The following is a 13,704-nucleotide window of genomic DNA, read 5'->3' on the forward strand; positions in this document are numbered from 1 at the left end:
AAAATGAAAAAAATATTCTTAACAATATTTTGTTTTAGCATTCTCCTCGCTTCATGTGAAGTTGATGAAGGCTTAAACATTGACAAAAAAAATCCTACCGAAGTACCGGGAAGTGGACTTTTCACGAACGCTACGCGTAACTTCTTTGACCTCATGCAGTCGGCTAGTGTAAACTTTAATGTTTTCAGACTGTACTCCCAATATTGGGCACAGACCACTTATCCTGATGAAAGCCAGTACAACCAGGTTACTCGTAATATTAGCGAGAATATGTGGAATACCATCTACAGGGATGTACTTCAGGATCTAAAAGGAGCACGTGAGACTCTTATTGAAAATGAAGCCGATAATTTGGATAATAAATTGGCCATTATTGAGTTCATGGAAGTTTACTCTTATGCTTTCCTTGTAGAAACATTTGGTAACGTTCCTTACACCGAAGCTCTTGACCCAACCAATCCTTCTCCTGTTTATGATGATGCTGAAACGATCTATGCCGACCTTTTTAGTCGTCTGAACGCGGCAATCGCACAGATGGATCCTTCTGGTGAAGGTTTTGAGCCAGAACAAGACCCTGTATACAATGGAGACATGACAGGATGGTACAAGGCTGCTAATTCTTTAAAATTAAGAATGGCAATGCGTTTAGCTGAAGTTGACATTGCAGGCGTTAATTCTCAGACCGCAGCAGAAGAAGCTGCTTCAGATCTTAATGACTTGATCCTTAGCAACCAATACAACTTTGGTATTAAATATCTTGGCGGTGCGCCAAACACCAACCCAGTGTGGGTATCACTTGTTCAAAGTGGACGCACCGATTTCGTGGGTGCTAATACGTTCGTTGATGTACTTGAGGATCTTGATGACCCAAGACTTGAAGAGTACTTCCAAACTGTTGGAGGAGAATACATTGGAGGTGTTTATGGATCTGCGAACTCTCCTTCAAGTTTCTCGCTTCCTGGAGAACAACTTTATGACCCAACCTTACCAGGAAACGTGATTACAGCGAGTGAAGTATACTTCCTGTTAGCAGAAGCTGCTGCAAGAGGATACAACGTTGGTGGAACTGCCGAAGAATTCTTCGAAGAAGGAGTCGTTGCTTCTGTTCTTGAATGGAACGCTGCAAGCGAAACTGAAGCTGAGGAATATGCGGCAAGAGCATGGGCTGAAACTCCTGGAGATGAGCTGGCTAAAATCGCTTACCAAAAATGGATCGCTCTTTATAATAATGGATTTGAAGGATGGACAGTTTACCGTCTGTTTGATGATGCACTACCTTTTAATGCACCACCAGAAATGACTTTGGAAGACATTCCAACTCGTTTCCTTTATCCAACTTCAGAAGCCACTTTGAACCCTTCAGGTTATCAAGCTGCGGCAAGTGCAATTGGAGGAGACACAAAAACTACCAGATTATTCTTTGATGTAGAATAATTATGTAGAACTATTATAAGAAGCTAAGCTGCCGGTGAACCGGCAGCTTTTTTCTTTTATATTTATATATATATGCCATTATTTCATTACTTTTAATTCTCCCCTACAATTTCCTAACATAAAACTATTGATGATGAAAAAACTTTTTGTACTACTGCTTTTGGCCCCACTTCTTAGTCTCGCACAAAGTCGAGACCTAGGTCCAAGCAGCTCAATCTTTGCAAATAATCTAGGGGATTTTGCACTTCAAAAAATTGATAAGGTCTATAACAGCGAATATTCAAATAACCTAAGTGGAAAAATGTACTTATTCGATGATTGGCAGCAGTGTATTGTGAAAACCAATCTTAAAGAGGAAGGACTAAATTTTGCTGTTCCATGTAACTACAATCTTTTCACAGATCAATTTGAAATGAAAGTGGATAATGAGGTGTATTTCCTTCAGCATGATGTTATTGTGGAAATCCAACAAGGCAACAGGATTTTTATTCCTAACCGAAACTTCAGTGATGAGAATTCCACTGCTTATATGGAAATTCTAGGTGAAGGGGAGAAATTCGACCTCGTGAAGGTATACGACTTACACATAAAGGATGTTCAGTCTAAGAGATCATTAGGTCTTTATGAAAAAAAGATAATGACAAAAGATAAACTTTACTTTGTCGACCAGGTTAGTAACGAAATGATTGAAGTTCCGAGATCAAAAAGAAAAATTTACAACATTCTTGAATTGGATCCCGAAGACAGAAAACAAATCCACGGCAACATAAAGCGAACCGAAAATTTAGTGCAGGCGGTCCAACTCGCGGGCTAGATTTTTTTCCTTTGCGACATAAGAAAAACCATCCTCACGGGTGGTTTTTTTATATCTATATTTGCGATATGAAAGATACGACGACCATTTTCGGAATACGAGCAGTTATTGAAGCCATTCAAAACGATGAGACCATTGATAAGATTTTTATTCAAAAAGGGCTTAGCGGACAATTGTTCCAGGAACTGCAGCAAAAAATGAAAGCGGGAGATTACAACATATCCTATGTTCCTGTAGAAAAGCTCAACAGGTTGGTAAAGGGAAATCATCAGGGAATTGTGGCCAAGATCTCACCTGTAGAATTTGCCGATCTCGAAACAGTAGTCGAAAATGCTCTTCAAGATTCAACCTCTCCTCTGTTCCTTTTATTGGACCAGGTGGATGACGTGCGAAACTTCGGAGCTATAATCAGGTCAGCCGAATGTACCGGGGTCAATGGCATCATCATTCCTAAAAAGGGAGCTGCTCCTGTTACTGCAGACACCGTGAAAACATCGGCCGGGGCTATTTTTAAGATCCCATTGATCAAGGTCGATCACATCAAAGATGCGATTTATTACATGCAGGCTTCAGGAATTAAGGTAGTGGCAGCTACAGAGAAAACAGATGACTTGCTGTATGCTGTTGATCTTGCCCAACCGACCGCACTGGTAATGGGCAATGAAGGGAAAGGTATATCAGATTCTGTGCTAAAGCTCGTCGACGCAAAAGCCAAGTTACCTATGCAGGGTACCATTGGCTCCTTGAATGTTTCTGTAGCGTGCGGTGCCTTTCTATATGAAGTGGTGAGACAAAGGTTAAAATAGATCTTGACAGGAACAGATTATGTAGTTTCTGAATCTCTGGTGTCCTTAGCCTTTTTGTAGTGGTAAATGTATTCCTGCTCTTCCTCACCATCAGGATTTTCAATAAAATTACCGTTTTCATCAAAGTGCCGCATAAAAGGGTCATTTTCTTCCTTATAAGTTTCTTTTTCCCATTCATACTTTGGTGCCCGGGCAATATCCTTCCTGTAAATCACAGCAAATAATAGTCCCGAAAGCAACCCGGATAAATGTCCCTCCCAAGAGATCTCAGGATCAATTGGAGTGATATACCATAAAAGCCCTCCATAGAGAAAAACAACTATTAAGCTTAGAGCCACCAGCCTGTAATATTTAGAGAACACTCCTTTAAAAAAAAGAAAACCTGCTAAAACGTAGATCATACCAGAAGCCCCAATATGAAAAGCCGGTCTTCCGATAAACCAGGTGATCGATCCGGAAAGAATAAGCCCCAAAAAAAGGATTTTCCAACTCAGTTTTCTGTAGAAGTAGAAGAGTGAAAGGCTAAGCACGAAAAGTGGAACTGTATTATGGAATAAATGTTTAATTCCACTATGAATAAAAGGAGAAAATAATATCCCTCTGAGTCCTTCCAAGGTTCGCGGATAAACACCAAAAGTAGTGAAATCCCAGCCAAACCTCACCTCCATCCAGAAAACAATCCAAATGAGCAAAACAAATAATAGAGGGTATCCTACCACACCGGTGGTAAAGACGAACGGCTCATGCTCTTTTTGCTTCCGAACTTCCATAATATGCGAGATACAATAATTTAGCCACTGAAAGAGATTCCAGAAAATACTATCTAAAAATGACATTTTTGGCCCCTCTTTCTCATCCCCTGCCACTTCGTCACAATATCTTCTACAAACTTCTCTCCTATTTCTGCACCGATCATCAATTTACTATTTTTACCCCATGAATAAACCATTGGCAGAAAGATTACGCCCACAATCCTTAGATGATTATTTGAGTCAGCAACATTTGGTTGGTCCCGAAGCTGCTCTGCGAAAACAAATCCAAAGAGACATTATACCCAGCATGATCTTTTGGGGTCCACCCGGAGTAGGTAAAACTACACTTGCCAATATAATTGCCTCCGAATCGGGCAGACCTTTCTTTACCCTTAGTGCTATTAGCAGTGGGGTAAAAGATGTGAGAGAGGTGATTGAAAAGGCTAAAAAAAGTGATGGCCTATTCACAACCAAGAATCCTATTTTGTTTATTGATGAGATCCATCGCTTTAGTAAATCCCAGCAAGATTCTTTGCTTGGCGCCGTAGAAAAAGGTTGGATCACTCTCATTGGCGCCACTACCGAAAATCCCAGTTTTGAAGTGATCCCCGCTCTGCTCTCCCGAAGCCAGGTTTATATCCTGAATTCTTTTTCGAAAGAAGATCTTGTTGCACTTCTAGAGCGGGCAATGAAAAAAGATGAGATCCTTTCAAAAATTTCAGTAGAATTAAAAGAAACCGAAGCTTTGCTAAGGCTAAGTGGTGGGGATGCTAGAAAGCTGCTGAATATTTTTGAGCTGGTAGTAACTTCTGAAGAAGATCAAAAGGTTGTGGTAACCAACAAAATGGTCATGGACAAAGTACAGCAAAATACTGTGCTTTACGACAAAACGGGCGAGCAACATTACGACATTATTTCCGCTTTTATAAAATCAATTCGTGGAAGTGACCCCAACGCTGCTGTTTATTGGCTGGCGCGAATGATCGAAGGGGGAGAAGATGTGAAATTCATTGCCAGGCGGCTGCTTATACTAGCTGCCGAAGACATCGGGAATGCCAATCCTACCGCTCTGATACTTGCCAATAATACTTTCCAGGCTGTTTCGACTATAGGGCACCCAGAGTCCCGTATCATTTTGAGTCAATGCTGTATCTACTTAGCAACATCGCCCAAATCAAATGCTTCTTATATGGCTATTAATGAAGCTCAGTCAACAGTAAGAAAAACAGGGAATTTACCCGTCCCACTTGCTATTCGGAATGCTCCGACTAAGCTTATGAAGGATCTGGGCTATGGACAGGATTATAAGTACGCACATAGCTACGAAGGAAATTTTGCTGCGGCCGAATTTCTTCCGGAAGAATTAAAGAATACTGCTTTTTTCCATCCGGGTAATAATCAAAGGGAGCAGGCACAGAGAGATTTCCTTCAGAAGAGATGGAAAGGAAAATACGGATACTAATTCCCGGGTTTGTAAATTATATTAACGAGTTGCTGAGTGTTTGGATCAAGAAATTCTACGATCAGATTCCCATTGGTGTCAAAAAAGGCATTTCCGGAAACATTTTTGGAAGAGTATAGGTAGTTATCTCCCCCACCAGACTTTATTAGAGTGGCGAACTTCTCTGTCCCCTCCCCTTTGTGCATGATAAAACCTTCGGGTGTAGACGTCAGGATATAAGTGACAGTTCCATTTACTAGTTTGACTTCATCTCTTGAAACCTTTTCATTTTCTTCAGCTGTAACAACCGGATCAATAATGACTTCAGCAGGTTGACCAGTCACAGGTGTAGGATTTATAACAACTTCAGCAGGAACTGAATCTGTATTTAATTCCTCATCTTGAGAAACCGGATCAACAATGACTTTTCTTTTTTTCTGCAAATCCTCAAAAGAGGTAAAAGCATCTCTAAGGGCTTGATGATATGATTTTCTAAAATCCTTTTCAGCACTAACTCCTACCTGGGAGGTGAATATCTCGCGACCATTACAGTCTTCCAGAGTTACAAATAGCCGCGACCGAAATAACCCCGATTTACTATGCACATTGGCCTGGAGTATATCACATACATCTAATCCTGGAGGAACTCCTTCTTTGTAGATCACATTAAAACCGTATTTCTCAAAAAGAAAAGCAGTAAGTGCGTTAACTTCAAACTGATTTTCATGTTTAAGAAATTCAAATTTTTCAGGAACCCGGACGTATTGAAAATCTTCAAGTTTCTGGGAAAAAAGGTCCCCCGTCCCAACCATACATATTATTAAAAGAATATAAAAGACTCTCATTCTCTACTGAACAATAGCTGGAAACCTATTTGAACCGAAGCATTACGAGCTTTTGCAAGGTTGGTATAATCCAGCAGGTTATCTGCAGCAAGATAAAAATTAAAGTTGTATAATCGGGCAGCAACCATAAGACCAATATTGGAAAAGGAGAAAGAATCTGCAGTATAGGTGATCTTCCCTCTTAGATTCTCACTAAAGGTCCTGTCGTAGTATAAGGTAGTGGCATAATTTAATCCCCGGGGTCGCTTCATGGCAAAGAATTGAGCTCCCAGATGATTATAATATCTTCTTCTTCCCATAGGTCTGTAACAGTTACACGGCTCGGCATTCTCTGAAAAACCGAAATCTAAAGAAACATTTAATTTAACCGGACGCCAGGTGGTGTAGGAATTAGTAAGAGTCTCATCTTTCAGATTTCTGTCCAGCTCATCCTCCCATTCGTCCCAATATTCGCGTGTACCGGGAAGAAGCAACTCGATTCCGCTGGTTTCGTAGTCACCATAGTACCTGTAGCTCTCCACATTCTTAGTTTGACGCATAAAACCTATATCTAAAATGCTACCGGTAACGCGATATTGATCTGTAGGATACCAGGTAAAACCCGCGTCTATCCCCAGTCCTAAATTACCTCCCAAAAACGCTCTTTCCCCCAGTTTTGCCATGGTCCCGACTCCCGTTGGATTTTCAGAATCCACTAGACCTGCATAGCCAGCAGTATTTATTAACACATCAACACCCGTCATGTAATGACGATAAAGGTTGGGTCCTTCGGGAGAGACCTCAGTTCTAAATTTCCCTTGATTATCTACACTATACGCATTAAAAACCCCTGAATATATCTTGCCTCTAAAGCCGTAGTTGAGATCTTCGGAATAATAATTTGTAAATCCTATATGGAAAACATTTAGAACATCTGCAGTAAACGCAGCATCTGAAAAGCTGAAGTTTTCTCCTATATAGTTCTTATTACCTTCGTAAGCCAAAACTGCCGGACCTTTTGGAAAGTACACAAAGGCATCTAACTCCTGGTAAATTCCCGCTGTATAATATCTTCTTTTCTTATCACGCCAGCCAATGGAAAAAATCTCCAACTGTTGATTTACCACAAAAAAGTCATTCCGGGTAAGCTTATGTAAAGATTCCTTGATCCTGTCGTTAATTGAGCCTTCATCATCTTTAAATATATCATACATATTCACTCCGGAAGATCCCGCAGATAGATGGATTTGAGACAAAAGCGGAAGACCTATATGCATATCAAAATTTGTCTCGGCTCCCGGGTTGCTTAACAAGGTTTGAGGAAGATCGTCAAAATTATACAGGAGCTGTTTGTTTTGAGCCGAAACAGCTAAGGAAAGTAAAATGAAGAGGATGTAAGAATATCTCATCATTATCATTCAAATTCAAAGTAGTAGAATCCTTTTGATTCCAGCTGCAAAGCCCCTTCATCCAGGATTGGATCCGGACTGGAAATCTCCACCGACAGTTTTATACTTCTTCTTACTCGAGAAATTTGACCTTGACTAATTGTTTCAGTATAATCCACAGTTACCGGTTGATCACTGGATCCCGCAGGAATAGGAATAACTATGGTATGCTGAACCGAATTAGAAGGTGATAATAATCTAATAGTTGCTGTTAATTGATTCTGAAAGGTATTGGCAAAACGAAAATTAAAATCTGCCCGTACAAGGTTATTCTGAATATAATCGTCATCCAGAAAATCAAGTCTTGTCTCATCTCTCGCAGTAGTTCCTCCACCAGACGTACTGGAGAAATCATCATTAGTAACGGTAAAAAAAATCAGGTCTATTGCGGCTTCGGGGGTGAGGACAATTTCCTCATATTGGTCAAGATCAACATCCTTTACACAAGAAAAGTGAAGTAGAAGGAGTGTCAAAAATGATATTCTGAACAGACTTTTTTTCAACGCCATATACCTGTGGTTCTTTATCAAACGAAATCCCTGGCAAGTTATTACAAGTACCTGGTCAATTCCTTCATTTCCATTACCTGATGGTGATCTGGTGAAAATTCAGACTTGTAATAATTATAAAGAATAGCCTTCATTCCAAAATCTTTGGCACCCATAATATCTGCTTCAAAATTATCTCCAATCATTATGCTCTCACCTACTTTGGCTTTGGCATTACCAAGAGCGACTTCAAAGATCAACTTATGAGGCTTTTTCACCCCCACGTCTTCGGAAGTAGTGATGGTTTTAAAATATTTTAAAATACCTGAGCTTTCCAGTTTTTTATGCTGAACTTCTTTAAAACCGTTAGTAATAATGTGCAACTCGTACTGCGGATATAAATAATCCAGGATCTCCTTAGTTCCATCAAGTAGATGGTTGTGGTTTGGGAGATGATCAATGTAATCAATACTCAATTGTTGAATCTTGGAGTCGGTTACATTCACTTTCATTCCGTCGAATGAATCCCTGAGCCGCCCATACCTAAGATCGTCCTTAGTCACTTTATCTTCTCTGTACAATTTCCAGTAGTTAGCATTAATTGGAGCATAGACGGCCAAAAAATCTTCCAGCCTGACTTTGATCTTATGTTTCGCAAAAATAGAATCAAAAGCTAAACCCGAATTTCTATCAAAATCCCAGAGCGTATGATCCAGGTCGAAAAATATATGGCGGATGTTACTGAATTTCATTTAGTGTCTTTAAAATTGAAAAGTTTCTTCTTGCATTGGCATATTCGGAAAAATCTACATTGGTGAAAACCGAAATGAGAGTTCCATTTACTATGGCTATTTGTCGTTTTAATTCCAGAACCTTAAATTCTATTTCACTTTCCTTTAATTTTTCCAAAGCTTCAGAATTGATCGCATATGGATATACCCGCAAAGGAGTGGTAATTTCAAAATTGAGGTCGTAAAAAAGAAAAGGAGTACAGGTTCCTGCCCTTAAACCTAATGCTTCAGGATAACCCATAGAGAAATCCTTCTGAATTTCCAGTTCTACCAAATGATTATAAGAATCTGGCAACAGCAAATTATAATGAGTATTAATAGAACTTCGCACCGGTCTCTTAACGATCTGTTCCAGTCGCTTTTTTTCTTCTTTGAGAACTGCAAATTTTTGATTGGCATAAAAACCGGGCTGTAGACCAACTTCCGCATAATCCCCAACAGATTTGATTAAGCTTTGAAATTCAAGGCGGTTGTGATTAATGTTTCTGTCATGAGTAGAAAAATCACTTACCTGGAACATGAATTTCATCGGAACTTTATACTTCCGCAGGAATTGAATGACCTTGGAATATATATCATATGGATCCCTTTTCAGCTTGGTCATTACCTGTAACCTGTGAAGCACATATTTCGGCTTAAACCTTATGAGATCAAGACCAAGTCCCAGGACAACCCGCACTATACCTTTCTTTTTATAGCAGTAGGCTTCGGTAACTGAAATAATTGTTTGGGTTCGCAACTCCCTCTTAGGAAAATCATGAGCCGGGAATTTTTTTTTGAGGACCTTTTTAAACTTTTCGGCCCAAATCTCTATGACTGGCTTGTCTAAAAAGCCATTTTGGAAGGCCAGACTTTCGCTCGCCTGGAATCTACCCTCTTTGTCTTTTACATGAGGAAGATATTCTTCATATCGGCTCAATAAATAAAAAGATGCAGCAAAGATGTCGAAGGGAATGGAACTCGCTTCTCCAACCGAAAAAAAACACGGCACATCGTCCCACTCCTGTACCTTTACCTCCAGGTCACTTATCCCCTGCTCAAGTAGAAGATCTACATTCTGGATAAAGACTTCATTGGCAAGACTTTGTTTACCGTAGGAAATCTTCATTCCTTCATGAGCAACAAACTCCTCTATTTTAGAAGTAAACCCAACAGGAACTCCAAGTATTTTCGTGCAAATATGTTTAAACACATATGTTATTCTCGGCGTTATCTTTTGGGTGTAAACAAGGAGCATATTTTAAAGTTACAGCAAACCTTCATCGGCAAAGCTAAAGTAAGAGTTTTCAGTTATTATTATGTGGTCTAAAACCTTAACATCCAGGCTTTCACCTGCAGTCTTGAATTTTTGAGTAAGCTGTTTGTCGGCTGCACTGGGGTTAAGATTTCCTGAAGGATGATTATGTGCCAGAATTAGTGCTGTAGCTCCAAGATGCAAGGCTTGCTTAAAAGCGAGACGCACGTCTACCAGAGTACCTGTTATACCTCCTTTGCTAAGAGGAAGCTCCTGTATAACTTTATTGGAGTTATTGAGATACAGGATCCAAAATTCCTCGTGAGGTAATTCTCCTATTTTCGGCTGCATTAATTCAAAAACTGAGCTGCTTGAGGATATTTTCTTCTTTTCCAGCGCCTCAGATGATCTTCGCCTTCTACCCAGCTCCAGTGCAGCCACTATAGTCAAAGCCCTGGCCTCTCCAATTCCCTTTACATCCATGAGCTGCTTTACCGAAAACTTCCCCAACTCACTTAGATTGTCCTGAGCCTTTGCTAAAATCTTTTTTGCGACTTCTACCGCCGATTCATTTTTACTTCCTGAACCTATTAAAATGGCAAGTAATTCGGCGTCACTTAAATATTCCCGACCTTTCTGAAGTAGCTTTTCTCTTGGTCGATCTCCTTCGGCCCAGTGTTTAATGGTAAAAGAGGAGGATTTTTCTGAATTCATCAGCACATTTTATCTAAAGATAACAAATTGAAGTAATTCAAAAATGTCATTTTACGATATCCAGTTTTTAATCTCATCAAAATCCAATCCTCCATAATTCCCACTACTCATCAACAATAAAATGGAATCCTTATAATTTTTGTCCTTAAGAAATAGTTGGAAATCTGAAGGAGTCGTAAAAACCTTTAGATCTTTCCTCCCAAAAGAATCAAAAATCTGCTCCCTAGTAATGGGGTCAAGCTTTTTATTTTCGACTGCTTCAGGCGAAAAGAATACAACAGCTTCATCGGCAGCATCTAAGGCCTTTTGATACTGCTTAAGAAATTCGGAATTCAGACTACTGTAGGTGTGAAGTTCCAGACATGCCACCAACTTCCGTTTCGGAAACTGGTTTTTTACAGCATTTGTAGTTGCCATTACTTTGGATGGACTATGTGCAAAGTCTTTAAAAACCACAGTCTCCCCGGTTTCAGCGATCTTTTCCATTCTTTTGGAAGCTCCTTTGAAAGAACTTATAGCTTCATAAAAATCTTCTTCATCGATGCCCATGTGCTGACAGATCCATTTAGCGCCGGCAAGGTTTTGCAGATTATGCTTTCCAAAAATTGCGATGGGCATATCACCTTCGGGAGTTTCCAGTAGTGTTTTCTCATCTTCTATGGTAAAACCAGGAGTACCATAGGGGTGTTTCCGAATAGTATTAGTGGATTCTTCAACAAGCTTTTCAATATTCTTATCTTCTTCATTGTAGACAAGAATACCACCTTTGACTATTGAATCAATAAAGATCCTAAATTGCTCAAGGTATTCCTCAAAACTGGGAAACACATTAATATGATCCCATGCAATCCCACTTAGTAAAGCAATATTCGGTTTATAAAGGTGGAATTTGGGCCGGCGATCTATTGGAGAAGATAGATATTCGTCTCCCTCTAAAACGATAAAATCGTTTTCCTTGGTAAGATGAACCATTGTATCAAAGCCTTCAAGTTGAGCCCCGACCATATAGTCAACGTCCTTTTGATGATACTTTAGAACATGAAGAACCATTGATGTAATAGTTGTTTTACCATGGGAGCCACCTATCACTACTCTTGTCTTATTCTTAGATTGTTCGTACAGGAATTCCGGGTAGGAGTAAATGGGCAAACCTAATTCTTTGGCTTTTCTAATTTCCGGATTATCCTCTCTTGCATGCATGCCGAGAATAACAGCATCGAGGTCACTATTGATTTTCTCCGGATACCATCCATATTCTTTGGGCAATAAGTCCTTCTTCTTCAGCCGGGATCTTGATGGTTCATAAATAATGTCATCACTTCCACTTATTTGATAGCCCTTTTCGTGAAGAGCAAGCGCCAGGTTATGCATTGCACTACCTCCAATGGCAATAAAATGTAATCGCATCTCTCAAATTTTGAGTAAATATAAAGGAATAGAAGAGAGCTGTAAGTGAGATTCAGGTAAAAAAAGTACCTGATTTCTGTAACATAAAGTGATTAATTAGGTCAAACTGTGAGAACGATTTGTTCGATGACCGGTTTTTTTAACTTTTCAGGTGTAAAAAAACTCCTAAAAATATTTTATTAATGAAAAAGTTGTACTTTTAACCATCCCTACTTCAAAGACATACGTTCATTGAAACGTTACATGACTTAAAACTTCTCACTTAACAGGAGTTTAAGTTTTATTGTGCGAGTTTAAATATATATTTGAACCGTAAAAATCAAAAATGAAAACCGATTTAATTTAACACTTAGAGCCTATGCGAATTTTTACTTTGGGTAAGAAAGGAGTACCATTATTCTTTTTTGCCTTTTTTCTAATGACCGGAACCTACACTTACGGACAAAATTGTCCTGTTGTAGTAGATGAAGACGGGGGAGCATCCGGAAACCAACAAACGGTATGCTACCTCTCGACTGTTGCAGATTTACAGGCGACAGCAAACGGAGACAGTGTTGCATGGTATAGAACAGCAACTTCCACCAATCCAATTCCCGCAAATGAAATTTTGGAGAATGCAACATATTATGCAGGTAATGTCTCGGCAACATGTAACTCAAGACCCGCTGTAGAAGTTACTGTCATTAATCTTGGTGCACCCACACCTTCTTTTGGCTCCTTTTTTCAACCATGCGAATACAGCACGAGTGATATAAGTACTGTAGCAGATTTGTTGGCTACAGTAGATGCAGATGATGCAAGCTATGTTTTAGAAGCATTTCTGGAAGAATTTTCTGGCTCTGCGTTAGATCCAAATGCTCAACTAGTTGCAGGCACAAGCTATTTTGTGGGGCAACGAGATCCCAACGCAGATCCTAGCTGTCCATCTACCCGCATTGCTATTCAATATTCGCCTGTATTGGCAGTAGCTCCAGATGGTGACACTACTCAGCAATTTTGTGAGGGAGCTACAGTAGCCGATTTACAAGCTCAAGCAACAAGTTCGAACACTACCTCTTTTAGATGGTATAGCACTGCAACATCGAACCCTGCACTGGCATCATCTACTCCTTTAGTAAATGGAGAAACTTATTATGCTAGTCAAATAGTGAATCGAACCGGATCGACTCAACCTCCTTGCGAAAGTCAGGATAGATTTGCGGTGACCGTAGATTTGTTCGATGTTGACAATCCAGAGCCAATAGAAGAGCAGGTATGCTCTAGTGCTATAGACAATCCAACTGTGGACGGTCTTGAAGATTTTCTAGAAGCCCAGGCTTCTTTCTATGGGTACTTAACTAACGGAACATTTAATCCCACCATTGAAGAAGTACTTGAAGATTTCCAAGCTGCCAATGGTATTGGGGTTTTTACTACCAGTTACACAGTAACCACAGATTGTGGAGTAGCAGTAGTTCCAATTTCTATAGAGGTCATTGAATCTCAATCCGCCGAAGCAGGTACGATTGAAAACAGAACAGTGAGTGAAACTTCTGGGGTAATCTTTCTCGA

Annotated in this window: 13 protein-coding genes; 5 read left to right on the plus strand and 8 right to left on the minus strand. The window is 39.8% G+C overall.

Going from position 1 to position 13,704, the window contains the following annotated elements:
* The first annotated feature begins 3 nt into the window (after positions 1-3).
* The 3 genes from VR862_RS09300 (at position 4) to rlmB (ending at position 3,054) form a co-directional block, all read left to right on the plus strand.
* Positions 4-1,434, plus strand: coding sequence for a SusD/RagB family nutrient-binding outer membrane lipoprotein (locus VR862_RS09300; protein ID WP_324720683.1), 1,431 nt, complete (start codon positions 4-6; stop codon positions 1,432-1,434).
* Positions 1,435-1,567: 133 nt separating this feature from the next.
* The gene (locus VR862_RS09305; RefSeq protein WP_324720684.1) at positions 1,568-2,248 is read left to right on the plus strand and encodes a hypothetical protein; all 681 of its coding nucleotides are present in this window, start codon (positions 1,568-1,570) and stop codon (positions 2,246-2,248) included.
* A gap of 68 nt (positions 2,249-2,316) precedes the next feature.
* Positions 2,317-3,054 carry a 23S rRNA (guanosine(2251)-2'-O)-methyltransferase RlmB gene (gene rlmB, locus VR862_RS09310; RefSeq protein WP_324720685.1) on the plus strand — a complete coding sequence of 246 codons (738 nt, stop codon included), beginning with the start codon at positions 2,317-2,319 and terminating at the stop codon, positions 3,052-3,054.
* Between the two features lie 17 nt (positions 3,055-3,071).
* On the opposite strand, the gene VR862_RS09315 is transcribed toward rlmB, so the two are convergent.
* Positions 3,072-3,824 (minus strand): rhomboid family intramembrane serine protease, encoded by a 753-nt coding sequence (locus tag VR862_RS09315; protein WP_324720697.1) that lies wholly within the window; start codon positions 3,822-3,824, stop codon positions 3,072-3,074.
* Positions 3,825-3,990: 166 nt separating this feature from the next.
* Between VR862_RS09315 and VR862_RS09320 the strand changes: the two genes are divergently transcribed.
* Entirely contained in the window at positions 3,991-5,268 is a 1,278-nt protein-coding gene (locus tag VR862_RS09320) for a replication-associated recombination protein A (protein ID WP_324720686.1), read from the plus strand.
* Here the strand turns inward: VR862_RS09320 and VR862_RS09325 are convergent.
* From VR862_RS09325 to VR862_RS09355, 7 genes are all read right to left on the minus strand, one after another.
* Complete coding sequence (locus VR862_RS09325) at positions 5,265-6,059, minus strand: hypothetical protein (protein WP_324720687.1); 795 nt, start codon at positions 6,057-6,059, stop codon at positions 5,265-5,267. The genes VR862_RS09320 and VR862_RS09325 overlap by 4 nt on opposite strands.
* Positions 6,060-6,088: 29 nt before the next feature.
* Positions 6,089-7,483: a DUF5723 family protein gene (locus VR862_RS09330; RefSeq protein WP_324720688.1), complete on the minus strand. Its 1,395-nt coding sequence runs from the start codon at positions 7,481-7,483 to the stop codon at positions 6,089-6,091.
* A gap of 2 nt (positions 7,484-7,485) precedes the next feature.
* A complete protein-coding gene (locus tag VR862_RS09335) occupies positions 7,486-7,992 on the minus strand; it encodes a hypothetical protein (RefSeq protein ID WP_324720689.1) in 507 nt (168 codons plus the stop codon).
* A gap of 77 nt (positions 7,993-8,069) precedes the next feature.
* A complete protein-coding gene (locus VR862_RS09340) occupies positions 8,070-8,759 on the minus strand; it encodes a YjjG family noncanonical pyrimidine nucleotidase (RefSeq protein ID WP_324720690.1) in 690 nt (229 codons plus the stop codon).
* Entirely contained in the window at positions 8,746-10,035 is a 1,290-nt protein-coding gene (locus tag VR862_RS09345; protein WP_503473554.1) for a polysaccharide deacetylase family protein, read from the minus strand. Before VR862_RS09345 ends, VR862_RS09340 begins: the two co-directional genes overlap by 14 nt.
* Positions 10,036-10,044: 9 nt before the next feature.
* Positions 10,045-10,746 (minus strand): RadC family protein, encoded by a 702-nt coding sequence (gene radC, locus VR862_RS09350; protein WP_324720692.1) that lies wholly within the window; start codon positions 10,744-10,746, stop codon positions 10,045-10,047.
* A 51-nt stretch (positions 10,747-10,797) separates the two neighbouring features.
* On the minus strand, positions 10,798-12,153 hold the full coding sequence (locus tag VR862_RS09355) for a UDP-N-acetylmuramate--L-alanine ligase (protein WP_324720694.1): 1,356 nt from the start codon (positions 12,151-12,153) through the stop codon (positions 10,798-10,800).
* 358 nt (positions 12,154-12,511) lie between these two features.
* Here VR862_RS09355 and VR862_RS09360 point away from each other — a divergent pair.
* On the plus strand, positions 12,512-13,704 hold a 1,193-nt coding region (locus VR862_RS09360), incomplete at its 3' end, for an immunoglobulin domain-containing protein (RefSeq protein ID WP_324720695.1).

Origin of the sequence: Salinimicrobium aquimaris (assembly GCF_035607535.1) — a bacterium.
Classification (GTDB): domain Bacteria; phylum Bacteroidota; class Bacteroidia; order Flavobacteriales; family Flavobacteriaceae; genus Salinimicrobium.

What these genes read in the sequence shown, in the direction of transcription:
- VR862_RS09340 (WP_324720690.1), bottom strand. Translation starts at nt 8,759, where the DNA reads ATGAAATTCAGTAACATCCGCCATATATTTTTCGACCTGGATCATACG.
- radC (WP_324720692.1), bottom strand. Translation starts at nt 10,746, where the DNA reads ATGAATTCAGAAAAATCCTCCTCTTTTACCATTAAACACTGGGCCGAA.
- rlmB (WP_324720685.1), top strand. Translation starts at nt 2,317, where the DNA reads ATGAAAGATACGACGACCATTTTCGGAATACGAGCAGTTATTGAAGCC.
- VR862_RS09330 (WP_324720688.1), bottom strand. Translation starts at nt 7,483, where the DNA reads ATGATGAGATATTCTTACATCCTCTTCATTTTACTTTCCTTAGCTGTT.
- VR862_RS09305 (WP_324720684.1), top strand. Translation starts at nt 1,568, where the DNA reads ATGAAAAAACTTTTTGTACTACTGCTTTTGGCCCCACTTCTTAGTCTC.
- VR862_RS09315 (WP_324720697.1), bottom strand. Translation starts at nt 3,824, where the DNA reads ATGGAAGTTCGGAAGCAAAAAGAGCATGAGCCGTTCGTCTTTACCACC.
- VR862_RS09355 (WP_324720694.1), bottom strand. Translation starts at nt 12,153, where the DNA reads ATGCGATTACATTTTATTGCCATTGGAGGTAGTGCAATGCATAACCTG.
- VR862_RS09300 (WP_324720683.1), top strand. Translation starts at nt 4, where the DNA reads ATGAAAAAAATATTCTTAACAATATTTTGTTTTAGCATTCTCCTCGCT.
- VR862_RS09325 (WP_324720687.1), bottom strand. Translation starts at nt 6,059, where the DNA reads ATGGTTGGGACGGGGGACCTTTTTTCCCAGAAACTTGAAGATTTTCAA.
- VR862_RS09320 (WP_324720686.1), top strand. Translation starts at nt 3,991, where the DNA reads ATGAATAAACCATTGGCAGAAAGATTACGCCCACAATCCTTAGATGAT.
- VR862_RS09345 (WP_503473554.1), bottom strand. Translation starts at nt 10,035, where the DNA reads ATGCTCCTTGTTTACACCCAAAAGATAACGCCGAGAATAACATATGTG.